Origin of the sequence: Micromonospora sp. LA-10, assembly GCF_051853095.1 — a bacterium.
Lineage (GTDB): Bacteria > Actinomycetota > Actinomycetes > Mycobacteriales > Micromonosporaceae > Micromonospora > Micromonospora echinospora_A.
Genome location: NZ_CP195710.1, coordinates 1,830,522 through 1,855,916, shown reverse-complemented (window position 1 = coordinate 1,855,916; position 25,395 = coordinate 1,830,522). Strand labels below are relative to the sequence as shown.

Here is a 25,395-nt window from a genome sequence, read left to right as displayed (position 1 = left end):
CTCCTCAGGTCTGTTGGGTCAGGCGGCAGCCGGCGCGGTGCCGGCCGGGGTGGTGGCGAGTTCGTGGGCGAGTTCTTCGCGGCCGGTGATTCGTCGCTCTCTGGCCATGGCGGCGGCGGTGTTAGCCAGGAGTGCGTCTCCGGTGGTGTGCCAGCCGACGCCGGCGAAGGTGAGGGTGCCGACGATCAAGGTGGTGGTGTCGTCGAGGTCGTCGGCGGTCCGTGGGATGCCGGGCTGCTCGTCGACCTGGTGCGCGTGGTCGTGGCGACGGAAGGCAACGCGGGTGTCCCGCAGGAGTTGGAAGGTCACCGAGTAGCGGCGAGACTTGGTGAGGAAGTGGCCGCCGTAGCCGAGCATGTGGGCCCACCGCCGTAGCCGGGCGTAAGGGTTGGTCGTCGCGGGTCTCGACGGTTCGGCGTCAAGGGCGGCTTGACGGCGGGCGACGCAGGTGGGGCAGGCCGGGTAGCGGGTGTGGGTGCCGCAGTCGGGGCATTCCCAGCGCTGGACGAAGCCGGGCCGTGGCCGGGGTTCCCGTGGCCGCTGGGAGAGTGGGGTCGGGGTGTGGACGGGTCGGCCGATGCGCCAGCAGGCGTCGATGAGGCGGGCGGTGTGGTCGCCGTCGGGGTCGGCGTAGTCCCCGATGCTCTCGGCGGTCAGGCGGGTGGAGGTGTGCCCGGTGGCCTCGGTGCTCTTGGTGGCGTACTTGGCAAGGTAGCCCGCGACCATGCCATCGGTGACCTCGCCGGAGCCGTCGGTGGCGATCGGTTCCAGGTCGACCTGGTCGCCCCAGGCGATGGGCCATCCGTCGGGCCGGTCGGGGTGGCTGGGTGTGTGGAAGGCGATCTGGCGGGCGGCGTGGCGGAGCGCGTCGACGAGGTCGTCGACCGTGAACCCGGCTGGCGGGGGCACGATCGCTTGCGGGTCCGTGGGGTCGATGCCGTCGAGGCGGGCGATGGCGTGGAAGTGCACCGCTCCCCGGGCTTGCAGTTCGGCGACCTTCCCGGGTGACAGCCGCACCGGGGCGACCTTGCGGGTGTTGCCGGAGGCGGTGACCACCTCGACGCGGGGGATGCCGCGGCTTTGGGCGAGTTTCGCCAGCCAGCGTTCGGCGGCTTGTTTGGTGCGGTGCCAGAGTTCGCCGGAGAAGATGTTCCAGACGACCTGGTGGTCGTGGTCGTAGCAGTCCAGGCACAGCGGATGCCCGAGCGCGGTGTCGCCGGTTTCGTGGCGGGCCCAGCAGACGGCGGGGCGGCCGTGGGGGCAGTGTCCGGTGTCGCGGCGGGCGTGGCAGGGTTCGGCGCGGCAGTCGCAGCGGCGTCGGTTGCGGCAGGTGTGCCGCTTCACGACCCGGGCGTGGACGGTGCCGAACGACGGCGCGGTGAAGGTGGCGAACACCGCCGGATGTGATGCCACGGACTCCGGCACGCCTTTGCCGCCGACCAGGCCGGCGCGCAGGAGTTGGAAGGCGTCGCGTTGGTAGGTCTGGGCGCAGGCGGGGCAGACGGTGGCGCGGCGGTTGCCGCAGGCGGTGTAGATCGCGGCGTCGGGCATCGCGTCGGTGTGCCGAGCATCTAGGACTCGGCCGGTGGCCTGTTCGACGGTGAGGAGCTGTCCGGACAGCCGGATGGGACGGGTGCAGCCGGCGGCGGCGCGGACGTGTTCCAGCCAGCCGAAGTAGTCCGGGCGGGCGGCACGTTCAAACGCGGCCCCGGCAGCAGTCCAGCTGTAGACGGGTGGGACATCGGCGTTCGAGCCCACCCCCCGGGCCAAGGAGGCGCGGGGGGTGAGGTCCAGCGTCGAGGCCATCAACCGGCCACCCCAGCAGTGGGGTGCAGGTTGGTGATGGTGCGTTCAATGACGATGACCCGGCAGGCAGAACATTGGCGCTTGGTCGGTTCGTGCCGGCCGCAGCGGATCTGGGTGACGGTGGTGCCGCAGCGGGTGGTGACCGGGTTGCGGCAGGGCCCGCCGTCGATGACGTCGACGACGGTCCGGCGGATGTCGTAGGGGTGGGGCTCCGGCTCGGCCGGGCAGGTGTGCAGGAGCTGCACGACGTCAACGGTGTGGATGCTCATCGGGCACCACCGCCGATGCTGGCCAGGAGCTGTCCGGCGACGGGTGGGGTGACGTCGAGGCGGTCGGCCAGCTCGGCCGGGGTGATGGGCTGGCCGGTGGCCTGTTCGTGCTGCACGGCCGCGAAACGCGCCATCGGCAGCAGATGAGAAGGGACAGGGGCGTCGACCGGCTCGGCCGGTGCGGCGACGGGCACCGGCTCAGGGGCCGGGGCGAAGGTCGGGGCGGTGGCCGGTTCCGGCTCGGCGGCCGGGGTGATGGCGGCCGGTAGTACCGGCTCGGTGGTGACCTGCTCGGCCACCTGGACGCGGATGGGTTCGGCCGGAGTAGCCGGCGCGGGGGCAAGGACGAGCTTCACCAGGGCCATGAACGCCAGAGCCGGAACTGCGGACAGCAGCCACCCGGAGATGCCGGGTTTGGCGACCGCAAGCTGTGCGGCGAGAGACAGGCTGGCAGCGGCGATGAGCAGGAACAGCGGGTAACCGATGGGCGCGCCGGTGCGGCGGCGTCGGCGGATGGTCAACAGGCAGGCGATAGGGACCAGTTCGGAGATGACGGCGTTGGCCCAGCCGAACCACGCACCCGTCCCGTCAGGGGAGTTGGCGAGGGTCCAGTCCTTGACGTGGGTGAAGGAGGCGGCACCGGCGAACCCGGCGACCGCGATGAGGATGAGCACCAGGACCAGGCCCTCGATACGGCCGCCCTGGTTAGTGGTGGTGGTCATCAGTGGCCTCCGTGGCAGTCGAGGCAGCAGCCGTAGCGGCGGGGGATGTAGTAGGGCTTGATCTGGCCGCAGTCGCGGCAGGTGCGCCGAGCCCTGAGGGCTTTGGCGATGGCCTCCCGCTGGGCGGGGGTGGCGGTCCGTTTGGGTGCGGCGAGGTCGAGGCGGTAGAGGTAGGCGACGCGCTTACCGCGACGCCAGAGGATCTGCGCGACCGCGTGGTGTCCTCCGGGTCGGAGGCCGGCGGCGCGGAGTTGTCGGCGGGTGGCCAGGCCGTCGGGGGCGAGCCGGTAGGGGTAGGTGGGGAATTCGTCGGTGGGGTTGGCCGGGTCGTAGGTGTAGGTGGTCATGGCCGGTCTCCCCAGCGCTGCTGGGCGGCTTGGCGGGAGATGCCGAGCCGTTGGCCGATTTCGGTCCAGGAGTAGCCGAAGGCCCGCAGCCCTATGACGGCGTCGGTGATGGCGCGGTCGAGGTCGGCGGAGAGGGCGACGAGGTCGCGGAGGGCTTCGACGTCGCCGTCAGCGACGCGGCGGCCGTGGGCGCGGATGATGCGTCGGGCGAAGGCGGCGAAGGCGTCGTTCTCGACGACGTCCCGGCGACGCTGTACCGGGATGCGCGGTGTCAAGGGCTTCTTGACGGTGTTCATCGCGTCTGGCCTCCGTCGGTGTGGAGGCGGTCCCACTCGTCGGCAGCCGCCTGGAGGGCGGTGATGACTTGCTCGGCGGTGCGGGCGGGGTCGTCGTTCCAGGAGTAGGGGGAGATGTGCTCGTCGAGCAGGTAGCCGTCTTCGTCGATGTGGAAGACCGGTGCGAAGTCGTCGAGGTAGTCGACGAACGCGGCGATGGCGGCGAGGTAGGTGATCCGCTCGTCGGTGTCGAGGTCGTACCAGTGGTGCACCGGGTGTCCGGTGCAGGCCATGCCGATGGCTCCGACGGCGCAGGCCGGCGGGGTCGGGGTGTCGGTGGTGTGGGGGTAGTAGGTGCCCTGGTGCCAGCCGTGCCGGCGTAGGTAGAGGGCAGCCATCCGCAGCAGGTCAGCGGGTGTGACCGATGCTGCGGTGGCAGGGTGTTGGGTAGCCTTCATGGCAGCCACGTCCTTTCAGAAGGGCTTGGTGGGAGGTCGGCAGGACCAGCTCTGCTGCCAGGCGGGATCTGGTCCTGTCGGCCGATTTATCGGGTGCGCAGCCGCAGGTAGCGGCGTTGGCGGGTGTCGTCGCCGCCCACCGGGTGGGGTGGGCCGAGGTAGACGAGTCGGCCGCTGGCCGAGGCGACCTGGACCATCGAGGCGATCTCGCCGGGTTGGGCGACGATCCAGATCTCGACGTACCGGGCGGCACGCTGGCTGTTGGCTTTGGCGTAGGCCTGTTCGCGGGTGGTCATGCCGCCACCTCGAAATCCACCCGGGTCAAGTCCGGGATCAGGGCCGGTAACGGCCGTGGCCGGCGGATCCAGGCCGCGTAGTCCGCGATGCCCGCGATCTGGGCGTCGGTGAGGTAGGCGACTTTGATGCGCTTCGGGGTCCCGCCTTCGGCGATGAGGTAGGCGGCGCCCTGGTTGGTGGGGGCGATGTCGGTGGCCGAGTAGCCCTGCTCGGCCCAGCCGTGCCCGAGCACGATGTTGGAGGTGTTCGGAGTCGTGCACCGGAACGCAGCCCGGTAACCGAACAGATCCCGCAACGAAGTGGGGATGATGTCGAACGACGGCCGCTGAGTCGCGGCAACCACCGGGATACCAGCGGCACGGCCACGTGCGACCAGGTCGCGCAGGAGAGCGACGAACTCTTCCTGTTCCTGCTTCGAACCGACGGTGGCGGAGTAGTAGGCGATCTCGTCGACGAGGACGGTGATGACGGACAGGCCGTCGGCGGCGGTGACCTTGCGGCGGCCGTGAGCGCGCAGCCAGGCGTAGCGGTTGTTCATCACCAGCTGGAGGCGGCGCAGGATGTCGAGGGCGGCGGTGATGTCGGGGCCGATGAACGCGTCGGCGCAGTCCTCCCACTGGCCGAGTTCGACGAGCTTGCCGTCCAGCAGCACCAGGCGGCTGTCGACGGACAGTGCGGCGTGGGCGGCGATCGTGTTGAGCAGACCGCTCTTGCCTCCGCCGGGTTCGCCTCCGGCGAGGAGGTTGCGGTAGGCGAGGGTGATGTAGACGGGGTGACCGAACTCGTCGATGCCGACGAAGATGGGGTCGAACATCGACAGGCCAGGCCCCACCGGAACCCCGGAGGTCGGGGCGGGTGTGGTGGTCATAGGTGTGCCCTCCTTGGGCGTGGGGTGGGCGCGGAGAGCCACACGAACGAGCCGTATTGGCTCTCCGCGACCGGGCTGGGTGAAGGTCAGATCCAGTCGGAGACGTCGTCGGCGTCGGTCGACGAGGTGGCTGTGGGCTTGCTGCCGTTGGCCGAACTGGTGGTGGCCGGCGGCTTCTTGCCGGTCGGCTTGCCTTGGGTGGGCAGGGTGACGGTGGGCATGTCGATGTCGGGCAGGTCCAGAGCGGTCGGCACAGAGGCCGCAGTTCGCTCGGTTGCCGGGGTGTCGGGGTCGATGACGTCGACGAGCGGGGAACCGACCTGGGCGGTCAGCACCTCGCGGCGTTTGATGTCGAACCGCAGGTAGGCGGCGTTACGGTCTGAGGCCCGCTCGATCAGAGCGGTGGAGGCGTGACAGGCGACCGCGATGCGGTCGAGGCGGCCTTCCAGGTCGGCCAGGGAAAGGCCGGGGCGCAGGTAGACCCAGACCCGTTCGCCGACGGGCGTGGGCTTGGCCCAGAGGATGAGCGGCAGGCTGCCGGACTGGTTGGCGATGATGAACTGCGCGAAGCACACGCGCAGCCGGTGCCGGACGATCAGGCACCAGGTCCAGGCGACCAGGAACCGGCGGGACACCGGCACAGCGGCGGGGACGCCGACGACCAGGGCGACCACGATGAGCGTGACCGGGGTCGAGGTGTGATTGACCAGCTGCACCCAGCAGACGCCGAGAAGCGTGGTGATCCCGATTTCCGGGGTCCACCACCACAGCAGCCGCAGAACCGGCCAGACCCGCACGAGCAGCCAGGCCAGACCGCCCAGCGGAACCCCGATCAGAGCGCCGACGAAGACGGCGAGGATCGGGTGGATGGAGGAAGCGGCCACCACGGCCGACAGAAGGCCGACGATGACCGCCGTGAGGATGAACGCCAGGCGAGCATTCCTGGCCGATGACCGGTGGACCTTGGCCTCGATCACCGTGATCGTGTTGTTCGACCTGCCGCCGAACGGGCGGCGGGGGCTAGACTTGGACACGACAAGTCCTCCCATACGTGGGTGGATGAGTTGGAGGGCACGGGGTCGGCAGATGTAGGAGTCGGACCGACCCCGCGCCAGCTCTTGCGGGGTTGCCACCACCACGACGTGGTGACCGGGCCGGGAGTACAGGAGTCGGAACCACTCCCGGACCGTTTTTCACTTGTCAGCGGGCCATCAGGCCGCTTCGCGCCTCAGCGCATCGACACCAGAAGCTCACGCAGCACAGGTGGATCGAGGAACCTACTTCGCCGCCGAGGTGCCAGCCTTCGGCTTCAGCGACACGGCACGGAACGCGACGCCGTTGCGCCCGTTGGTCGCCCACGGAATGGCCTCCAACTGCTCGACAGCGACGAGCTGTCCCACCGTCACGCTCGGCTTCTCTCCCGCCGTGGTGATGGTGATGATCTCGCCGCCGGTCTCGTCGAGAACGAAGACCTGGGTCGACCACATGAGCCGGCCAGTGTTCTTCTCCGACCGCTGGTTACCGTTCTGGTCGTTCTTCGGCTCCGGGTCCTTCGTCACCTGGACCTGCTTGCTCGCGGTGTCCACGTACAGCTTCACAACAAACCTCCGATGGTGAGTGAGCGCGTCCCCTCTGGACGACTGCTCGGTGCTGAACCCAAGGTATGACCGGTTGCGGGCGAAACCCGGAATACTTTTCCGGGGGTCAAAGGCCCTCGACATGAGACAATGGACCGATGCGAGGCATTGGTCAGGATCTAACGGTCGGAGAGCGGATCGCGTGGTACCGCCGCCGCCGAGGTATGTCGCAAGAAGTACTGGCCGGCATCGTCGGGCGTACCGTGGACTGGCTGAGCAAGGTCGAGAACAATCGGATCGAACTCGATCGGCTGTCGGTCATCCGCTCGGTTGCCGGCGCGTTGGACGTCAGCATCGGCGATCTCGTTGGAGAGCCGACGCTCCTCGACTGGAACGCCGACAGCGGAACGAAGACGGTCTCTGCTCTGCGAGATGCCCTACTCAACTACCGGCAACTGTCACCCTTCATTCCAGGGCCCGTCGCGGAGACACCAGACGTAGCCCAACTGCGTAGTGAGGTCACCCAGGTGTGGGAGGCGTACCAAGCCTCTCGATACGGATACGTCGTCGCGCGGTTGCCGGAGGCGCTCGCTGCCGGACAAGCAGCGACCCAAACTCACGAAGGCGAGGACCAAGAGCGGTCGTTTGCGCTGTTGGCGCTCACCTACCAGGCGGCCGCCGTTCTGCTCACCAAGCTCGGGGAGGCGGACCTCGCATGGATCGCCGCCGAGAGGGGTTTTACAGCGGCCCAACGATGCGGCGATGTGGTCGTCATCGGATCACTCTTCCGCTCAGTCACCCACACCCTGCTCTCAACAGGCCGGTACCGTGAGGCGAAGCAGCTCACCGCCGACGCGGCGGCATACATGCAGCCGGGCTTGGCCGACGCGACGCCGGAGTACCTGTCCGTTTATGGAACCTTGTTCCTGGCCGGCTCCGTGGCCGCAGCACGCGACGAGGACCGTACCGCCGTCAGATCGTTCCTCAACGAAGCAGACGAAACCGCACGGCGTCTCGGCCACGACGCGAACCACCTCTGGACCGCGTTCGGGCCAACCAACGTGGCCATCCACCGCGTGACGACCGCGATGGACCTGGATGACGTACAGGTTGCGATCGACCTTGGTCCTCGCATCGACACGACCGGACTTCCTGTGGAGCGGCAGGCGCGCCATGCTCTCGAAACAGCGAGGGCACTCAGTGCCTGGAACAGGACGGATGAGGCTATGGCGGTGGTGCTCGCGGCTGAGCAGAAGGCACCCGAGCAGATTCGCCACCACGCGATTAGCAGGCAACTCGTTCAGAACTGGATGCGCCGCGGGCGCGGCCGACCCAGCTACCAACTCGCCAGCCTGGCGCAGCGCGTGCACGTCACGGTCTAGATCCGTAGAGTCCGAGGATGTGACCAGCCAAGCCAGTAACGCGCGTCCGCAAGCTACTCCCAAGGTGGCGGCGGGCGCGCTGTTCGTTGACGAGCAAGAGCGAATGATGCTCGTCCGGCCAACCTACAAGTCACACTGGGACATCCCGGGCGGCTACGTCGAGGAAGGCGAGAGTCCGCTCTCGGCTTGCGGCAGAGAGGTCTACGAGGAGCTGGGTCTCCGAGTCGCGATCGGCGCCCTCTTGACGGTCGATTGGGCTCCGAGGCCAGACGAAGGCGACAAGATGCTCTTCGTCTTCGACGGAGGCATGCTTACGACAGATCAGCTTGCCGCCATCGCCTTCCGGGATGGCGAGATCGCAGAGTGGGCATTCGTGGAAGACCACCAGCTCGACGAGCTGACCATCCCCAGACTCTCTCGACGAATACGAGCAAGCATGCAGGCCCGGAAGCAGACCCGTACCGCCTACCTCGAAGAAGGCGCCTCGCCCATCACCGACTGAGAGGCCGAGCGGCCACCTGCTAGCGCCACGTGTCTGGCTCCTGCCTTATCGAACGCACGTTCAACCGGACCGGCCGCCGGCGAAAGTGGTTCAAAGTTTCTGTACGTCTTCAAGGCGGCCCGAGACGGGCCGCACGCGCCGCCGCCTGGGCGCGCGTCCGTCGCTCCGCTGGCGCTCCGACTCCGGCCACGCAACACGCCCGGCGGCTGGCGCGGAGAGCGGGAAGCCCAAGGGGCCGCCGCAGAACGACAGGCCGTTGACCGGTGCGGGGTTGGGCCGGCAGCCGGCCGGGCCGCGCGGCCACGAGCCCGCGCGGCGTAGGGAGCGCACGCCGGCCGCGTCGGCGAGCTGGCGGCGGTCACGGGGTTGCGGTTACTGCGCCTCCGGCGGGGGCGCTCGGGCTCCGAGATGGTTGCAACCCCGTCGGCGTGTTGCGGTCCGTGGGTGGTTGCGCGGGCCATCCCGCCAGCCGACGACCCGGGCGAGCCGAGCGGACCACCGCCCGAGCCGCCAGCGTCCGACCGTGCGTCAAGGCCGTCTTGACGTGGCGGCCCGGGCGGCGCCCCGCTCCCCAGGAGGGCGGGTCGACGGCAGACGGGATGGCAACACCGCTCGGGGCTGCTGCCGCCGGCTAAAGCAGAGTGGCTGAGCTTTCAAACACAGGGCTGTTCTTATGGATGTTGCAGAGTCCGCCGCCAGTGGCATTGCCGCAGCGCTGGCCATTCTTCTTCCGGGCTCCGCATTGCACAGCGGGATCATGAACGTGGCATAGGCCCGACGGGCGCGGGTTGATCGGGCACGGCTCACCCTTGCGGGTAGTCGCCCGACATCGAGCCGGTGCCGGTGCGAACTTCGCCTCAAGGGTCGCAACCGCTACTGAACTCGTGCGAGAGTAGAGGATACGCCCGGCGACCCGGCGGCAGGTTGTCGTGAAATCGACTAGGGCCACCGGCTGCGGCACTATCCATGTGCGAGAGTTTCCCCAGCGAACCCATACTGCGACGACTCCAGCATCAGATTCGCAGAGCAACTTGCGAGATGACCATTGCTTATCGGTCCTGTCGATCTCGATAGCAATGGGTGGGCCGTCCAGCCGTTCGCAGACGACGTCGAGGTAACCGGGTCGATCAGGATGAGCACCGGGGACGCCGGCGATGCTCGGAACCTCACGTCGGACACGCCAGCCGTGTGCGGTGCCCCAGTCCACCACTTCCCGTGTCAACGCCGCGGTGACCCTGGGTGCCGACCAGTCGGTGAAGGCGAGCGGCGCGAGCCACTTGTCTAGTGACTCGGCCGCACGCGAAGAGCGAAGCGCCAAATCCATAGACGCATACTAACCTCCCCCTGTGACATGTCCTCAGCAACTCGTCGGCTGTCGGAGGCGCCTCGATGAGTGTCACCGAACGATAATGGCTAGTCTATGTCATTCATGATCGTGAGCCATGCGTCGCCATAAGGATTGTATTGAATTGGAAGCTGGTCCTCGAAAGCGCGCAGCATCGGGTATCCTAGGTCTGGCTCGACTGCCGCAATGTAGCAGGCCCAGCCCATCAGGCGCTGAGGGAACATCTCGGCGTTCTCTCCGCCGAAATCCGTCATATAAGTATCGTAGCCGAACTTTGAAATAATGTGCGAGATCCAGCGCATGCGACGCTTCGTTTTGCGAGGAATGCGAGGATGGTCCGCCGTCCCCACGTAGAGCCCGGTCACATATTGAGGGCCGCCCTTTCGCATGTAAGCGGTCTTACTCGCATTAATGGACCAGCCGGCGTTGTTCAAAATCCTCTCGATGTCCGTGAAGTGGCTATCGGTTACCTCGCCCGAGAACGCCAGGTCATCTACGTATCGGGTAAAGGTCAGGCCCTCGGCTTGAGCGTAATGTGCGAGAAGTCGATCGGTGTCTTCGAAGACGAGATTCGACAAAAATGGCGAGGTACTTAGCCCGATTGGAAGCTTGCCAGCTATAGTAACCACGCTAACCGCGAGGCTTGCTGCCTTCTCGTCGTAACCCTGGTTTTGCAGGCTAGATCCTAGCTGCTCGGAATTGATCGACGGGAAGAAGTCTTCAAGGTCGACCCGTAGTATGCAAGGTTTGCCAAGGTGTGCAGAAGCGTTGCTTAGTGTCGAGCGCCCCTGAACGAATCCATGCACGTGTTCGGGCGGGCTGTACGGCAGAAGCGTGGAAAAGCTGCGATGGAGGCTTTTGGTGACCATGTCGAGCCCCGGACCGGGGGTGACTATTTCGCGCAAGCCCCCACGCTTTTTGCGGAACGTCTGAGTCTTGAAGAGGCGTCCCGAGCCGGTGGGAAGGCGCTCAGAAAGTACCTCAAGCAACCGGAGCGACATGCCTGAGTGTTGCGCGAGATCGTGAATCGAGAAAGGCATTACTCAGCCGCCCTTCCAAAAGCAGGAGCAGGGCCGCAGTCCCTGTCCAAGGACTATTCTGCAACGCACGCGGACTCGCGCACAAAGTTGACTGCGACCCTGCTTAATCAAGAAGCTTACCACACATCAATGAAGTGGCAATTTGCGGCTGGAGATCAGCCCGCTTTCCAAAGAGTATAAAGTTGAGATAAACGGCTCAACTTCGCGGAAGCCTCGGTAGACTCGATTTGCCGGGTCGGTAATGTGACCCTTTCGGACCCACCTGCTTACCGCCATCATTATATAGTCAATGATAGCCATCGACATGGCTTGTGTTTTGGTCGCCATAACGACGTCGAGCCGAGGCAGGCGCACCGGGCGTCCGAGTTTCTCGTATGCCCGACGGGCCGAATTTTCGGGCAGCTTTGACACGAGCTGACCGAGACCGTCGTTTTGCTCAATGTAGCAGAGCAATTCCGGTCGTGATCGGTGGCGAATCAGTATGTCGCCTAGTAGGTGTTGGTACATAAAATCAATCTTCTCTAATTCGGTGCCTCCGGCTCTAGGGCTGGTCCTGTCAGTAATCACGATATATGCCCTGAAGGCAAGGTCTTGCATCAACTCTAGGAACGGAACCGAAACCTCAATCGGGTCACTTGAAGCATGGAATCCATGCTTCCGAAAGTCCTCGAAACTAGGAAGTCCGTCAAGGCTCCGCCGAGCAGACAAGCGGCGGAAGAGATCCCGGATGCGTCGTTCTACCTCCTCAGGCTCCTCGTGAATTTCAACCGCGCCCACGATCAGCGGCTGCGAGGCGTTTCCATTCCCTGACTCGTCCATATACAGTTTCACGCCTATGGACCCGCTTAACTGCCTGAATCCTCGATGACCATGCGCGCTTGGTATTGCCCTGGCTCGTCCTCCACGGTGCACTGCACGTCTTGGACGTGGCTGAGGAGTTGATCGAAGAGGTCCCGCAGCCCCGCGACCGCACCGTAGTCTCTGAGTTCTACAGGATGGGGGCCTCCAGCCTTCTTCGGTGCTTCCCAGATGCGGTCGACATGTTGGTAGAGCATCCACAATGCTTGGTAGTGAGCAGCCCGCTCCTGCGCCGTCATCAGCGCTAGAAACCGCTTGTCGTGATCTTCGAAGCGCTCTCCAAGGTGTTGTGCCGCGTCCTGGAGCTCTACGTCAGTCATGGGCTCGTCGTCGTAGTCGCGCGTCACGTCAGTCACATGAGCCTCCACCGGTCGGTCCTGGCGGCACTATGCCATCCGTCCGGTTCGCGTGGGGGGTCCGTGGGATGGCGAACTAGCCGCGCACAAGTGACAAGATCCCGACAGACGCTTGGCGGGTTGCAAGATCCCCTATTCGCCCCAGGCCGCAGACGCGGGCGGATCAGGGCGGACGACTCGCCCAGGCCTTGTAAGCGAGCTGTCGTGAGGTGCGCACAGCAACGCTGCAGTCTCACCGTGGCGAGCTAGTCCTGCCTGAAGGCGGCGGAGATGCCCGCTGTTAGCCCACCGCGAAGTCCTAGCAGAGGGCCGGAGGCAAGGTATGTACTACTCTGCCTACCGAACTTGAGGCATGCTTCAACGATGCCATACAAGTCATGGCTTGAAGCCCTACCCGGCGTCGATGAATGGCGAGCCTACGCGCCTCTACTGTCGGTGGCAGTCGCCCTCTTCGCCCTTTTTGTAGGTATATCGAGCCGAAATACCGCCCGGAGGTCTTTGGCCCTAGCATCCGCTCAAGAGGAGCGGCGAGTCGCTCGCCTTGACCTTAGCCTCGTTGATTCGCTCTCTTGGAAGTCAAAGGAGGACGCTAGTCGATGGGTGGGCATGGAGGTTCTCGCCGTAAACCCCACGGACCGCGATGGTTCACTTGTGCGCGCTGAATTGCACTTGGCGTACACGCTTAAAACTGGGCAAGGGCTTGTCGTGAAGATTCTGCACGGGGGTCCAGACAACCGGCCCGTTGAAGTCACCCCCCTAGAAGTACCATGCCGTCTGCAAGCCAATGGCGCTGTCTCTGGATGGCTAGTCTTTCGCGTCGCAAATGAACTAATTCCCCACGATGCCGACATTGATCGGTATGACGCAGTTATTGAAGACAGCAGAGGGCCCGCTGAAATGGTGAGCTGCTCGTCAATTCGAGAGGTGAGCCTTGAGAAGTAGGGCGGAGAGGCTTAAGTTGTCCAACGGGGATCTAGTGGCGATCGCAGCAGATGCGGCCGTTGTAGGCCCGGAGGCGGAAGGAAGAGTTGTTCCCGTCTTAATTCTCGACACCTCTGAACGCATCGATGTTGAAGAAGCAATCCGTGTTCACGCACACGTTCAGCCGGGGGACGTGACATATCAATGGGGGATGGTGGATGGGAACCCCGACATGGTCGTCCTGCTTCTCGACTTCGTTCGCCCGATCGCCCTACGTGCAGCAATAGGTTTCAGCATCGAAAGCCAAGCTATTCTTGTTGAGTCAGCCCTCACGGCCAAAGCCATTTATGTTCAAGCGGGCAAGCCTGGCGATAGGTTTTCACGGAGCTTGAATCGTCCTCGAATTCTTATTGATATGCCGTATGACGACTTTCGGGACAGGTGGGACAAAATCGTCATAAAACGCATGTCAACTGTCTTCCGCGAAAAGTATGGATCTCCTAGAGCCCTTGCCAAGCGTCAAGCCCAACAACTGCTAGAGGAGACGCGGAAGTTCACTCGGCTCCGGATCCCACCGAGATGACGGTGCACCCTGTGCCTCCGCGAGGATGGCGCTCGAAGCGCATGACCGTCGACAGCAACGGTGACAGCAACCGTCGCGGACGAGGGCGGCCATCGGGGACCGGGCGAGCATGCGCGGCCGAGACCGCGGATGCGGACGGACCCCGCCGGACAGCCCGCCCAGAATTTACAAGCGAGGGGTCCAGGCCGTCAGGTCGGGACACGGCGGCCGGCTGTTCGATAAACGGACAGCTGTTCTTTACAGGCATGCTCATCGATTGACATGATCGTCGAGGAAGGTTGCTGTCCCCTCCTTGACGAAAGGCCGCAGCCATGCCGATCACGCCCGTTACCCCCGCCCCGCGTACCAGGCGGCGTGCCGCCACGATCACTGTCGCCGCTCTCGTGGGTGCCGTCCTCGCCGTCATGAGCGGACAGCCGGCTTCGGCTACGCCGCCCGGCATCCCGTCCAAGTCGACGGCGCAGTCGCAGCTCAACGCCCTGACAGTGGCAGCCCAGGGCTCGACGGCGGGCTACTCGCGGGACCTGTTCCCGCACTGGATCACCATCACCGGCGCCTGCAACACCCGGGAACAGGTCCTCAAGCGTGACGGCACGTCCGTTGTGGTCAACAGCTCCTGTGCCGCTACGTCCGGGCGCTGGTACAGCCCTTATGACGGTGCGACCTGGTCCGCCGCTTCCGACGTCGACATCGACCACGTAGTGCCCCTGGCGGAGGCGTGGCGGTCCGGGGCTAACTCCTGGACGACGAGCCGTCGGCAGAGCTTCGCCAACGACCTGACCCGCCCGCAGCTGATCGCGGTCACCGACAACGTCAACCAGGCCAAGGGCGACCAGGACCCCTCGACGTGGCAGCCGCCCCTGACGTCGTACCGCTGCACCTACAGCAAGATGTGGATCACCGTGAAGTACAACTGGGGCCTGACGCTCCAGTCATCCGAGAAGTCCGCACTGCAGAGCATGCTCAACACCTGCGCCTCCTAACCGCGAGAGCCAGCCCAGCCGACGACGAGCAGGCGGACGAGCGGCCGGGCCGGCGAGCAGGTACCTGCGTCAGGAGGGCGAGGTGAGGCAGCCAGGAGGCAGCGAAAGCAGCAGCGACGACCGACGGCGGACAACACGGGAGAGCAAACCGACCATCGCCGGCAGCACAGAACGGTGTCCGACAGCACTCAACAGTGAGGCCCATCCGCGTTCACACCGAAGAGGTCACTGGTTCGATCCCAGTATCGCCCACGCAGGTCAAAGGCCACTTCCCGGCTTCGGGAGGTGGCCTTTCTGCTTGCGTACAGCAGCTTTGTGCAGCATTTCTTGTCAGCGGCTCAGGGAGTCGCCGAGGCGCTGAGGGCTTCTCTCGTGGCGCTCGTCGATACCTGCGTGTAGATCTCCATCATTACCGAGAAGTGGGCGATGGGTCATGTCCCTCCACGTTCGTGGACTTGGCAATTGGGGCGGGCACGGGTGGGGAGCCTGGAATGTCGGCATCCGGCGGATTGTCACAGGCTGTCCCCACCCGTGGAGGTGCGCGAACCCGGGCCATCGTGGACGGCAGGTAAGGCCGTGCTGGGCCCCTCAGCGGATGCGGGAACCTGCACAGCGGCCCGTGCGATCGAGAGCCGGCGGGGCGTGGCACGCTCAGCGGCAGGAAGGCCGCTCGGCATCTCCGACATCGAGTCCAGCGATCCGGCAGGAAGGCCGCGCTGGTGTGCTCGACGAGCGTCAGAGTGGCACCGGGTGCCGACACGTCAACCCGCCGTGACCCTCGATCCGGACCACTCGTCCATGGCGAAGGCGGCTACCCGGTTAGGCGATACCCCCGTCGCTGTTCAGGAGTTGGCCATTGACCCAGCCTCCGTCGGATGAACACAGGAATGCGACGAGATTCGCGCAGTCCTGCGGGCGCCCGAGCCGTCCGAGCGGCGTGGAGCGGAGAACAGCATCCTTGATCTCCGCGGTCATCCAGCCAGTATCTGTTGGGCCTGGATCGACGGCGTTGGCGGTCACGCCGAGGTGGGCCAGTTCTCGGGCAGCGGCCAGGGTGATTCGATCGAGAGCGCCTTTGCTGGCTCCGTAAGGCAGGTTGCCGACGGTGGCGTCACTGGTCAGGCTGACGATGCGTCCCGTGCCGTGTGCCCCTCGGAACCGTTGGGCGTACTCGCGGATCAGGAGCCAGCTCGCCCGGGTGTTGACCGCGAAGTGACGGTCGAAGCTCTCGATACTGCTGAAGTGACCCCTATCGGCCGGACACCTCGATGTGTGTCAGGGACTCTCGGTGGATCTTCTCGTAGGTGTCGGGGCTGACGTTACCCAGACGGCTGTGCCGGCGGCGAGGGTTGTAGAAGCCTTCGATGTAGGAGAAGACCTCCATCTCCAGTTCGTGTCGGCTGGGCCAGGCGCGGGTGTAGACCAGTTCGGTCTTGAGGGTGGCGAAGAAGGTCTCGGCCATGGCGTTGTCGTAGCAGTCGGCCACCGAGCCCATCGACGCGAGGACGCCGCAGGAACGCAGGGTGCGGCCGAACTCGAACGACGTGTACTGCGTCCCTCGATCCGAGTGATGGATGAGCTGGTCTCGGGCCGGTCGGCGGTGCTGGATGGCCATGCCGACGGCGTCGAGGATCAACTCGGTGCGCAGATGGTCGGCCATCGCCCAGCCGACGACGCGGCGGGAGTAGGCGTCGACCACGACGGCGAGGTAGAGGAATCCTTCCCAGGTGCGCAGGTAGGAGATGTCGGCGACCCACAGCCGGTTCGGTGCGGTGGCGGTGAACTGCCGCTGGACCAGGTCCGGCGCGGTGGCCGTGGACGCGGCCTTGCGGCGGGGCTTGCCGCGCCGCCGGCGGTGGGCGCCTTCGATCCCCGCCAGCCGCATCAGTCGGGCCACTGCCTTGCGATTCCACCGGTGTCCGCGATCGTGCAGCTCGGCGGTGAGCCGTCGGGCTCCGTAGACGCCGCGGTGCTCTGACCATGCCTGCTGGGTGATCTCGACGCGTTGCTGGTCGTGGCGTTCCCGCTCAAGCGCGCGGTGACGTCCCTGTCGCAGCCACTGGTAGAAGGCGCTGTGGCCCACGCCGAGCAGGCGGCAGAGCAGACGGACCGGGTAGGTGGTCTTCTCCGCGTCGATGAACCGATACACGTCGGTTCGGTTCACCGCTCCGTCTCGCGTGCGAAGAAGACCGCGGCTTTTTTCAGGATCTCCTTCTCGAGCTCCAGCTGGGCGACCTGACGCCGCAACCGCACCAGCTCGGCCCGCTCGTCCACGGCCAGGTCACTGGTCCGGCCGCCGTCGCGTTCCTGCCGCATCCGGTCGACCCAGTTGCGCAGCGTCTCGTGGTTGACGCCCAACTCCCGGCCCACGTCGCGGATCGTGCGACCGGAGTCGAGCACCAGCGCCGCAGCCTGGCGGCGGAACTCCTCGGGGTACTTGCTCTGTCGAGCCACAGCGGTTTCCTCCTCCTCGGCAGGATGCCAAGTCAGGAGGTGTCCGGTCTCAGGGGGTCACTTCACCGTCTTGGCGACGTCAATCGCGCTCAACGGCATGACGCTCTTCTGGCCGGACCCCACGGCCGAGACGTTCGTGATGCTCGTCCTGATCGTCATCGTGCAGACGGCGGCGATCGGCGTGGGGATCCCCATCTCGCGACGCAGCGGAATTGAGGAGCGCAAGCGGGACGCGCTCATCGCACGACTCGAGGAGGCCCTGCACGAGAACGCCGGGCTACAAGCACAACTGGTCGCCCAGGCCCGGGAGTCCGGCATCCAGGACGAGCGTGAGCGGCTCGCCAGAGACATCCACGACACCTTGGCCCAAGGATTCGCCGGCATAATCACGCAACTCCAAGCCGCGCAGCGTCCGGCCAGCGCACCAGATGAACGCACGGACCACGTGATCCAAGCGCTACGTCTCGCGCGCACCGGGCTGACCGAGGCCAGACGGTCCGTGCAGGCACTCGCGCCCCAAGAACTCGGGAGTGCACATCTGCCCGAGGCGATACGCACCCTGACCGAGCGTTGGGCGGAGAACGAGCGGATCGCGGCGCACGTCGAGGTCACCGGCACTCGCGAACCGCTGAGCCCGGCGATCGACGTCGCGTTGTTCCGCGTCGCCCAGGAGTCCCTGACCAACGTCGCGAAGCACGCTGACGCCTCCCGCGTCGGCGTCACCCTCTCATACACCGGGAGAGAGGTGCTTTTGGACGTGCGAGACGACGGACGCGGATACGCCGAGCCCGTCGGCGCGGGATTCGGTCTGATCAGCATGCGGCAGCGCATCCGCAGCATCGGCGGCCACATGGATGTCCAGGGCGCACCGGGTGAGGGCACTTCGGTGAGCGTGCGCGTTCCAGCATTTCCGGGAAGAAGCATGGAGGAGGACCGATGATCAGACTCGTGATCGTCGACGACCACCCCGTCGTCCGGGGCGGACTTCGCGACACGTTCGCCGGTGTCGATGACATCGTGGTGGTCGGCGAAGCTGGTGACGGCGCCGAGGGCGTAGAGCGGGCGAAGGAACTTTCGGCGGACGTGGTCCTGATGGATCTTCGTATGCCCGTGAGCGACGGCGTCACTGCGACCGCGGCCCTGCGCGAACAGTTCCCGCATGCTCGGGTGCTGATCCTCACCACCTTCGACACCGAGAGTGACGTCCTTCCCGCGATCGAGGCTGGCGCCATCGGGTATCTGCTCAAGGATGCTCTGCCCGAGGAGTTGACGCAGGCCGTGCGTGCCGCCTCGCGCGGTGAGTCTGTGCTCGCCTCATCGGTGACGCGGCATCTCGTGCGGCAGGTGCAACGTTCGGAAGCCGGAGCCCTGACCGACCGAGAGAAGCAGGTGCTGCAGTTGGTCGCGAACGGCAACTCGAACCGGGATGCCGCAGCGGCCCTGTTTATCGGCGAGGCGAGCATCAAGACCCATCTACAGCACATCTACGACAAACTCGGCGCCCGCGATCGCGCGTCGGCGGTCGCGGAGGGATATCGACGACGGCTCCTCAGCTGACTCCGAGTACCCACGCAACTCCCACTGCGGAAGGCGGACCACCGCCCCCGAACGGCCCGCAGCGAGCCGTTCCCGCCGGTCAGCCGCCAGCGGTCTTATGCCCGATATCGGGGGAGCAGGGTGGGAGCAGACGGATGCACTGAAGTGGTCACCGCGCCCGGAAGTGCTCACCGACACCGGGCGGAGCCGAGGGCTGGCCTGCGGTGATGTGGGCGAGCGGTCCGGCGTGACCTGCGCGGACGCCTGAGAAGGAAAGCCACGCTGAAAGGTCCTGGCGGGTCCGCTTTAGACCCCATCGAACTGTTCCAGCCGGCCCACCGGACGCCGTAGGCGCTCGTCGTCCTCGGCGCACGGACCGGTGCTGCGGTCCACGGCGGGCAGGACGCGCCGGAGCAGGAGTTCGTACTCCTGCCGGTACCGCCCGGGCGGGCCCGGCGGACGTTGCTGCACCTGGGCACCGACGGCGGCCTCCCAGTGGTGGAACTGATCCTCGGTGAGGTCGACGTCGGAACCGTTGGGCAGTCGAATCCCCCAGCTCGGCCGCAGTCGCTCCGGGACGATCGTCGGCCGATCTCGTCGCGTGCCACTCTCTCCGGATGTCACCCGTGCAGGGTGAGTGCTCCACCAAGCCGAGGGTCAACGGAACGCTCTCCACTCGGGCTCGGCGGGTTGAGGTCGGAGCCGGACTGCAACTGGACGAGCGAGGTGGGTGTGACGACCTCCCACGGATCACCGACGGCCACCTCCTCGCCCGGCCGGTCGAGAGCGTCGGCGATCAGCTCCTCGATCGGCGGGTACGGATTGCCGCCGTCCCGCCACAACCGTGGCGACAGGGAGGGTACCTGCGAGGAGGCGAGATATCCGCCCACGGCGTACTCGTAGCCGGGGCGCACCGGCACGATGACCCGGGCCGCGCCTGCCTGCAGGAACGCCTGGTGCAACGCGTCGCTGCTGGTGCGGCTGCGTACGGTGACCCAGCGGTCCCGGCCGGCCCACTGGTAGGGGTAGCACAGGTAGGTCAGGTTCTCCCACTCGAAGACCTCCTCGAAGAACTGGATGTGGTCGGCTTCGGCGACGATCTGCATCCGGTCGATGCGGGGAGCCTCGTCGTCCGGAGTGTCCAGGGCGCCGTACAGGTCGAACTCCTGCCCGGTGAGCACGGTCTGGCAGGCCCGCTTGAGTTCCAGCATCTCCAGCTGCCGCAGGCTGGCCGCCGACCCGTTCGCCTGGTAGGCGGTGCGTGCCTGCCGGCGTGCCTGGTCGTTGTCGTAGGCGGAGCGCTGGGCCAGGTATCCGGCTCGGATCGTCTCCCAGGCCCGCAACCGCCACGCCTCGAACGCGCCGTCGGTCCGGGTGCACCGGACCCGCGCCACGACGGTGAGCCCGCCCCGCTGGTCGGCGCTGATGCCGATCGGGACCGGCCCGGGCGCCGGGTGGTCGAATTCGATGATCGACACGCCTTCGGTGCTGTCGTTGAGGGTCAACCGGTGCTCACCGACCGCGATCTGCACGGCCTGCGGCGGGCTGCCGGCGTCGGTGGCGTATTCACCCTCGCTGAGGCCCCAGGTGGTCCGGACGTACGCCGTGCTCGCCACGTACCCGGCCGGTACCGCGACCTCACCGCTGTAGGAGGCGTACCCCCACTCGGGCTGGGACTTGTCGGTGGAGTTCTTGGGATAGTCGAACGGCCGGGCGGCCGGATCGACGAAGGTGGCGCTGGCGAAGACCTCCGGATCCGGGGGCGGCTCGACGCCGAAGACGTCCCAGCGGGCGGCCTTGGAAGCCCAGTTGTCGTCGTCCAGGTCGTCGACGTCGAGGAACCAGGCGGGCGGCTTGGGGACGGCGCCCAGGCTGGTGTCCTCGGACGTCCGGGTGTTCAGCCAGACCAGCGTGGCGGCGGGCTCGGGAACGATGAACTCCAGCATGAGCCGCTCGCCGTAGTTGTACACCTGAGCCTGGTCGACCTTGTCCAGCCAGCGGTAGACGCCACTGATGTCGGCCGTGCCGGCGGAGTTGTCGAAGGAGTGGGTGTTGGTCTCGGTGACCCGGACTGTGCTCGTGGTGGTACGGCGTTGACCGGTCTCGGTACGCAGGAGCTGCGTGGCGCTCTCGGTGAGTGTCTTGGCGTACGACACCGCGGAACTGCTGCTCGTCTCGGTCGAGGTGGACTGGTCGACGTTGACCTCGATGCCGGCCCGGACCGGCCCGAGCCCGCCGGACACGCTGACGCCCAAAGAGGTGGAGTTCTGCTGCGACGCCGCCGTCGCCAACGCCCGGTCCAGGCTGTTCTGCTCGGTGGACGCGAGTTCCTCGGTGGACGCGTCGATCGTCTTGCTGATCGTGGTCACGGTTTCGCTGGTGCTGGTGTCGGCCACGCGGGAACGCCCGCGCGTCTCGCTGGCCAGCACGTTCTCGATGTACGAGATCTCACCGGGCTGGTAGCGCAGCAGCGCGGTGCGGATGATCATGAGGTCGCCCCGCCCCGCGATGCGGGTGTACGCGTCCAGCACCGGCACCTTCGGCTGCCCTGGATAGGGCAGCGGGTCGGCGGGGCCGGGGTGCGACGGGATCGGTTCGAATTCGCCCGCGGTCAGCTTCGCGGTCGCCCGGCGCCGGGCGTCGTCCTGTTCGGCGGAGAACACCCGGGCGAGGCGGCTCAGCGTCGTGGTGGCCGGGACACCGAGGTCGGTCGCCGCCAGCGTGACGGTCGAGATGGCCGGACCGAGATCGGGAAACCCGCTGTTCTGCAGATCCTGCACGCTGGCGTCGGTGAGCCCGACGGCGTCGGCCCGGGAGCGCAGTCGCCGCAGCGTCTGGCCGAGTTCGGCGAACCGGTCGGCCCGGTCGGCGTCGGCGTTGGTCCGCGGCGGTGCCGGCGGGTCCGGCAGCAGCACGTCGCGTCCGCCGAGCAGGGCCCGGACCAGACACGTCGCGTCGGCGTCGGACCGCGCGAGGCGCAGCAGCGTCATGCCGCGCAGCACGCGGACGAGCACGACGGCTGCCGGTGACCGGGGGATCCGCAGGAACCGGCCCAGGACCAGCACGTCCACCACCCAGCCGGTCAACTCCGCCGCGGCCGAGGCGAGCCGGCCGGCATCGATGTCGTTCTCGGTGGCCCACCCGGCGATGCCGTCGCGCAGCTCACCGACGGTCAGCCGGGCATCGACGGCGACCCGGAGCAACAGCCACAGCGTCTGCCTGCCGAGGCCGTCCAGGTGGTCGTCCTTCGCCGCCAGCCGTTTGGCCAGCAGTCGCCGCGCCCGGTCGTCGTCCCCGTCGGTGACGACCTCCCGGACCGGATCCGACCAGGCGTCGCGGAAGTCGACGACCGCGTCGATCAGCTTCGGGCCGGTCGTGCAGGCGTCGGGGGCGGCGTCGCCCTCCCGGCGCAACTGGACGAACCGCAGGCCCACCTGGGTGGTGACAGGGGTTGTCATGATTCCCCTCCGGTCTCCCGAATTGCTTGTCTCAGATCTTCGGCAGGTGCAGGGCCGCGGGCATGCCGTACGCGGCGAGGTGCGTGTTGAGCCGGTCCACGAGCTGGTTCCAATCGGCCCGCACATGTGTGTTCTGGCCGGCCGCTGTCTTCAGGGCCTTCTGCCACTCGTCCTCGTGCAGCGCGCTGACCAGTTCCGCGAGGGTGTGCTGGTCGAACGCCACGATCGGTTCGTCGGCGCGTGGCGTGTCGGTGAGCGGGAACGGTCGTAGCGTCCCGCCGCCCGGCATCGGGAAGTCGGCCGCCCGGGCGGCGTCGTCGTACGCCGCGACCTCGGCGAGGGTGGGAACGGCCCGGTTGCCGTACCTGTCGACGCGCGTGACGCCGTCGAACATCCGCCCGGCGTGCAGGTCGACCCGGGCGTGCGCCCAGGGCGAGAGCAGCTGGAGGTTGGCCGGCTCGGCAGCGCCGGTCAGCATCGACAGCCGGCTGGTCCAGACGCCCTCGTCCAGGTACCTGCGCAGCTCACGCGCCCAGCCGACCATGCGCTTGGTGAACCGCTGGGGCAGGCCGTGCTCCCATTCGTAGGAGCGGACCGCCACGTTCCAGCCGCTCGGCAGGCGTAGGGCCATCTCGAACAGTTCGTCCCGGGACATCCGGTAGTACGGATCCCGGGCGTACCGTGTCCGCAGGTTTGTGGGGTCACCGGTCTTCCGGGCGGTGTCGCTGCCGTAGTGGCTCCACAGCTGTTGCAGCTCGGCGTCGTCGGCCTCGAGGAGGGCGTCGTCCTCCAGCCGGGCCGCCAGTTCCCACCGGGCCTGCGCGGCGGTGCGGGCGCTGGGCGTCCCTCGGACGATCCGGAACTGGTACACCGGCGCGGCGCCGGTCGAGATCATGTGGGCGATCTGCGGTTCGGACAGCAGCAGATCGGGATCGTAGTCCCAGGCGTGCAGCACGTCCCGGCTCTTCAGCCCCAGCGCCCGGAACAGGGTGACACCGCGCGCGTCCAGCGGGATGTCGCGTCCCCATGCCCGGGAGGCCATCACCATCCCGACGGTGCGGTGGCCGCGGGCGGTGACGAGCGGCCCGTAGGGCGGGTAGTGCAGGTCCGGGCCGGTCGGCGTGTTCATCGGAAGGACGTTGAGCTCCTCCGGCAACGCGACGTGGTGCCCGACCTGGTAGCGGTACCTGCTGTAGGCGATGCCGCCGTCGTACGGCGTCGGGCTGAACCGGAAGTCGTGGAACGCCTGGACGAGCGCCCGGCGGTACAGGTCGGGGTCGGTGGTGCGCAGCATGGTCGCGGCGGCGGGACCGAGCAGCGAGTCGACGATGCCGTGGAACAGCGAGTCGGCGGCGCCGCCGGCGAGGAACTCGCCGGTCGTCAGCCGTGGGCTGTCCCGCCGGGCCGCCTGGTAGAGATTCTGCAGGTACGCGGATTCCAGTGCGATACCGGAGTGGTCGACGAGTTGCGCCGGATCGCGTAGGAACGCGGTCGGGGCCGGCACGGTGGTCACCGCCTCGCCCGCCGTCTTCGCGGCCTGGGCGGTCAGCTTCTGCTGGGCCATCAGCAACCCCTGCTGCTGCACCAGTCCCACCGGCCGGGTCATGGCGATACCCGCGGCAGTTCTTCGAGCAGGGTGGTGGCCAGGTCGGCGTCCACCGGCGCGGCTGCCGCCGCCGCCCGTGCCAGTCGGGGGAGCGGCACGTCACCACGCGTCAGCACCCGCCGTCCGGCGGACAGCAGCGAACCACCGACCCGGTCCATCACCGGCGGCACCAGTACGCCACCCAGCGTCAGCGCCGCCGTCAGGCCACTCATCGGCTCACCGTCGATATCCCTGCCGGTCAACACGTACGCGGCGACCGAGCCGAGATCACGTAGGTCGTACATGGCTTGGACGGTGGGAACGGGAACGAACTGGCCCACCGTCGCCACCACGTGGGCGATCTCCTCCAGAGTGGCCGGCCGGACCGGCAGATCCCGCACCGGCACCACCTCGTCGATGATCTCCAGGGGTACGTCGTCGAAATGCGTGGCCACCCGCTCCCGGTAACGGACGATCCCCTTGACGGTGCTCACCCCGGCGGCGCCGACCGCCTCGTCGAGGAACACCCGCACCCCCGCGGTACGGATCACGGTCAGCTGCCACACCGGCCCGTCCGGCATCGTGGTGGCCGGGCCGGCGACCGGCTCGCCGTCGGAGTCCAGCAGGTCCAGCCGGTAGGCGAATCGGTCCTCGGCGCTGGCCGGGTCGACCCGGATGTGGATCGGCAGCGGCGCGCTGCCGGGTATCCCGCCCAGCCAGTCGATGTAGGTGTCGTACACGTCCTTGGCCAGCGCGAACGCGACGTCGTCGAGGACCGAGGCGGCGGCGACGAACCAGTCGGGCTGCCAGGACCAGGGCTGGCCGCGAGGCGGGCGACCCGGCTCGGGGCGGATCAGCACCAGATCGAGTCCGTCCGCCCGGGCCTGCTGGACCGTCGTCGGCAGCAGCGCGCCGCCGATCCCCTCGACCGCCGCCCCCAGCGCGACTGTCCCGGCCACCATGTCGGGTTCGGTGAGCGGGACCGCCCGCAGCGGACCGCCGAGCGGTGGCAGCGTGTCGGGGTGGCGGTGACGCTGGACCTCGAAGGCCAGGCTCTGGTCGCAGCGGGTGGGTCCGTCCCCGGGCCGGTACGCGGCTCGCAGCGCCCGCAGCCCGTCCGCGCCGAGCAGTGGCCGCGCCGAGTACGACACGCCCGGCGCCATGGCCAGCAGCAGCCGCGTCGCACTCCAGTGCACCAGGGGGGTGGCCTTCGGGTTCGCCTCCTCGATCTCGAAGGCGCGCGCGGGCGTGAACGCGTACCCCATCGGCAGCGGCGCGTACGAGATCGTCTCTCCGCCGACCACGACGCTCCGCTCGGCACCGGCGATCCGGTGCTCGACCCTCAGGTCGAAGACCAGCGGCTGGGCGGTGTCGACGTCGGTCACCATGACGGCGGACGCCTCCGGCCGCCGGTCCGCGTGTGCCGCGGTGGCGGCCTCGTAGCACCAGCCGGGCAGATAGCTGACGGTCAGCGAGCCGGCACCGTCGAAGCGGACGTGCAGGACGTTGCTCATCGCGTCGAGGCACACGAACACCGGATCGGCCGGTACACCGCCGCAGAGTTCCAGCCAGCGGCCCTCGCCCTCGACCGCTGTGTCGAGGGTCGACCAGACGTCCTCCAGTACGGCGCGCAGCGGCCGGGCCGCCTCGTCGGCAGCCTCCAGAAGGGTCGGCGGACCCGGGGCCATGGTTGGCAGCGTATTCACGGCGTGTCGCGCCGCAGTCACCTATCGGTCGCCCGCGCACCGGAATGCGGACAGTGGGGAATCCGGC

26 protein-coding genes are annotated in these 25,395 nt (G+C 67.2%); 6 read left to right on the top strand and 20 right to left on the bottom strand.

What is annotated here, in order from left to right; translation table 11 throughout:
- Positions 1–18: 18 nt before the first annotated feature.
- The 10 genes from ACSDG8_RS08615 to ACSDG8_RS08570 form a co-directional block, all read right to left on the bottom strand.
- Positions 19–1,806: a replication initiator gene (locus tag ACSDG8_RS08615; protein WP_439427775.1), complete on the bottom strand. Its 1,788-nt coding sequence runs from the start codon at positions 1,804–1,806 to the stop codon at positions 19–21.
- Entirely contained in the window at positions 1,806–2,075 is a 270-nt protein-coding gene (locus ACSDG8_RS08610) for a hypothetical protein (protein ID WP_439427774.1), read from the bottom strand. The genes ACSDG8_RS08615 and ACSDG8_RS08610 overlap by 1 nt, the downstream gene beginning before the upstream one ends.
- Positions 2,072–2,797: a hypothetical protein gene (locus ACSDG8_RS08605; protein WP_439427773.1), complete on the bottom strand. Its 726-nt coding sequence runs from the start codon at positions 2,795–2,797 to the stop codon at positions 2,072–2,074. Before ACSDG8_RS08605 ends, ACSDG8_RS08610 begins: the two co-directional genes overlap by 4 nt.
- Positions 2,797–3,144, bottom strand: a complete 348-nt coding sequence (locus ACSDG8_RS08600) for an RRQRL motif-containing zinc-binding protein (protein WP_439427772.1) — start codon at positions 3,142–3,144, stop codon at positions 2,797–2,799. The genes ACSDG8_RS08605 and ACSDG8_RS08600 overlap by 1 nt, the downstream gene beginning before the upstream one ends.
- Positions 3,141–3,440, bottom strand: a complete 300-nt coding sequence (locus tag ACSDG8_RS08595) for a hypothetical protein (protein ID WP_439427771.1) — start codon at positions 3,438–3,440, stop codon at positions 3,141–3,143. The genes ACSDG8_RS08600 and ACSDG8_RS08595 overlap by 4 nt, the downstream gene beginning before the upstream one ends.
- Positions 3,437–3,877: a DUF6197 family protein gene (locus tag ACSDG8_RS08590; RefSeq protein ID WP_439427770.1), complete on the bottom strand. Its 441-nt coding sequence runs from the start codon at positions 3,875–3,877 to the stop codon at positions 3,437–3,439. Before ACSDG8_RS08590 ends, ACSDG8_RS08595 begins: the two co-directional genes overlap by 4 nt.
- Before the next feature lie 86 nt (positions 3,878–3,963).
- Complete coding sequence (locus ACSDG8_RS08585; protein WP_151016282.1) at positions 3,964–4,173, bottom strand: hypothetical protein; 210 nt, start codon at positions 4,171–4,173, stop codon at positions 3,964–3,966.
- Positions 4,170–5,042, bottom strand: a complete 873-nt coding sequence (locus tag ACSDG8_RS08580; protein ID WP_439427769.1) for an FtsK/SpoIIIE domain-containing protein — start codon at positions 5,040–5,042, stop codon at positions 4,170–4,172. Before ACSDG8_RS08580 ends, ACSDG8_RS08585 begins: the two co-directional genes overlap by 4 nt.
- An 86-nt stretch (positions 5,043–5,128) precedes the next feature.
- The gene (locus ACSDG8_RS08575) at positions 5,129–6,025 is read right to left on the bottom strand and encodes a hypothetical protein (protein WP_439428036.1); all 897 of its coding nucleotides are present in this window, start codon (positions 6,023–6,025) and stop codon (positions 5,129–5,131) included.
- Between the two features lie 294 nt (positions 6,026–6,319).
- Entirely contained in the window at positions 6,320–6,640 is a 321-nt protein-coding gene (locus ACSDG8_RS08570) for a hypothetical protein (protein WP_030500671.1), read from the bottom strand.
- 137 nt (positions 6,641–6,777) lie between these two features.
- On the opposite strand from ACSDG8_RS08570, the gene ACSDG8_RS08565 reads away from it, so the two are divergent.
- Both ACSDG8_RS08565 and ACSDG8_RS08560 read left to right on the top strand, forming a co-directional pair.
- Positions 6,778–8,001: a helix-turn-helix domain-containing protein gene (locus ACSDG8_RS08565; protein ID WP_439427768.1), complete on the top strand. Its 1,224-nt coding sequence runs from the start codon at positions 6,778–6,780 to the stop codon at positions 7,999–8,001.
- 19 nt (positions 8,002–8,020) lie between these two features.
- On the top strand, positions 8,021–8,503 hold the full coding sequence (locus tag ACSDG8_RS08560; RefSeq protein ID WP_439427767.1) for an NUDIX domain-containing protein: 483 nt from the start codon (positions 8,021–8,023) through the stop codon (positions 8,501–8,503).
- Between the two features lie 1,413 nt (positions 8,504–9,916).
- Here ACSDG8_RS08560 and ACSDG8_RS08555 read toward each other — a convergent pair.
- The 3 genes from ACSDG8_RS08555 to ACSDG8_RS08545 all read right to left on the bottom strand — a co-directional run bounded on the left by ACSDG8_RS08555 (position 9,917) and on the right by ACSDG8_RS08545 (position 12,102).
- Positions 9,917–10,888, bottom strand: a complete 972-nt coding sequence (locus tag ACSDG8_RS08555; RefSeq protein ID WP_439427766.1) for a reverse transcriptase family protein — start codon at positions 10,886–10,888, stop codon at positions 9,917–9,919.
- A gap of 126 nt (positions 10,889–11,014) precedes the next feature.
- The gene (locus ACSDG8_RS08550) at positions 11,015–11,719 is read right to left on the bottom strand and encodes a hypothetical protein (RefSeq protein WP_439427765.1); all 705 of its coding nucleotides are present in this window, start codon (positions 11,717–11,719) and stop codon (positions 11,015–11,017) included.
- A 14-nt stretch (positions 11,720–11,733) separates the two neighbouring features.
- The gene (locus ACSDG8_RS08545; RefSeq protein ID WP_439427764.1) at positions 11,734–12,102 is read right to left on the bottom strand and encodes a hypothetical protein; all 369 of its coding nucleotides are present in this window, start codon (positions 12,100–12,102) and stop codon (positions 11,734–11,736) included.
- 931 nt (positions 12,103–13,033) lie between these two features.
- Here ACSDG8_RS08545 and ACSDG8_RS08540 point away from each other — a divergent pair.
- Positions 13,034–13,606: a hypothetical protein gene (locus tag ACSDG8_RS08540; protein WP_439427763.1), complete on the top strand. Its 573-nt coding sequence runs from the start codon at positions 13,034–13,036 to the stop codon at positions 13,604–13,606.
- 311 nt (positions 13,607–13,917) lie between these two features.
- Positions 13,918–14,589, top strand: coding sequence for an HNH endonuclease family protein (locus tag ACSDG8_RS08535; RefSeq protein WP_439427762.1), 672 nt, complete (start codon positions 13,918–13,920; stop codon positions 14,587–14,589).
- A gap of 819 nt (positions 14,590–15,408) precedes the next feature.
- Here the strand turns inward: ACSDG8_RS08535 and ACSDG8_RS08530 are convergent.
- From ACSDG8_RS08530 to ACSDG8_RS08520, 3 genes are all read right to left on the bottom strand, one after another.
- Positions 15,409–15,768: an SDR family oxidoreductase gene (locus tag ACSDG8_RS08530; RefSeq protein WP_439428035.1), complete on the bottom strand. Its 360-nt coding sequence runs from the start codon at positions 15,766–15,768 to the stop codon at positions 15,409–15,411.
- Positions 15,769–15,838: 70 nt separating this feature from the next.
- Positions 15,839–16,753, bottom strand: a complete 915-nt coding sequence (locus ACSDG8_RS08525; RefSeq protein ID WP_439427350.1) for an IS3 family transposase — start codon at positions 16,751–16,753, stop codon at positions 15,839–15,841.
- The gene (locus ACSDG8_RS08520; protein WP_439427351.1) at positions 16,750–17,043 is read right to left on the bottom strand and encodes a transposase; all 294 of its coding nucleotides are present in this window, start codon (positions 17,041–17,043) and stop codon (positions 16,750–16,752) included. Before ACSDG8_RS08520 ends, ACSDG8_RS08525 begins: the two co-directional genes overlap by 4 nt.
- Positions 17,044–17,140: 97 nt before the next feature.
- On the opposite strand from ACSDG8_RS08520, the gene ACSDG8_RS08515 reads away from it, so the two are divergent.
- Together ACSDG8_RS08515 and ACSDG8_RS08510 are read left to right on the top strand one after the other, a co-directional pair.
- The gene (locus ACSDG8_RS08515; protein ID WP_439427761.1) at positions 17,141–17,983 is read left to right on the top strand and encodes a sensor histidine kinase; all 843 of its coding nucleotides are present in this window, start codon (positions 17,141–17,143) and stop codon (positions 17,981–17,983) included.
- Positions 17,980–18,600: a response regulator gene (locus ACSDG8_RS08510; protein ID WP_210896137.1), complete on the top strand. Its 621-nt coding sequence runs from the start codon at positions 17,980–17,982 to the stop codon at positions 18,598–18,600. Before ACSDG8_RS08515 ends, ACSDG8_RS08510 begins: the two co-directional genes overlap by 4 nt.
- Positions 18,601–18,885: 285 nt before the next feature.
- Here ACSDG8_RS08510 and ACSDG8_RS08505 read toward each other — a convergent pair whose 3' ends face one another.
- From ACSDG8_RS08505 to ACSDG8_RS08490, 4 genes are read right to left on the bottom strand one after another with little or no spacing between them, the layout of a single operon-like run.
- Positions 18,886–19,203: a YunG family protein gene (locus ACSDG8_RS08505; RefSeq protein WP_439427760.1), complete on the bottom strand. Its 318-nt coding sequence runs from the start codon at positions 19,201–19,203 to the stop codon at positions 18,886–18,888.
- Positions 19,200–22,037, bottom strand: a complete 2,838-nt coding sequence (locus tag ACSDG8_RS08500) for a hypothetical protein (protein ID WP_439427759.1) — start codon at positions 22,035–22,037, stop codon at positions 19,200–19,202. The genes ACSDG8_RS08505 and ACSDG8_RS08500 overlap by 4 nt, the downstream gene beginning before the upstream one ends.
- Positions 22,038–22,068: 31 nt before the next feature.
- Positions 22,069–23,643, bottom strand: coding sequence for a hypothetical protein (locus ACSDG8_RS08495; protein WP_210896132.1), 1,575 nt, complete (start codon positions 23,641–23,643; stop codon positions 22,069–22,071).
- Positions 23,640–25,310 carry a hypothetical protein gene (locus tag ACSDG8_RS08490; RefSeq protein WP_210896130.1) on the bottom strand — a complete coding sequence of 557 codons (1,671 nt, stop codon included), beginning with the start codon at positions 25,308–25,310 and terminating at the stop codon, positions 23,640–23,642. Before ACSDG8_RS08490 ends, ACSDG8_RS08495 begins: the two co-directional genes overlap by 4 nt.
- Positions 25,311–25,395: the final 85 nt, after the last annotated feature.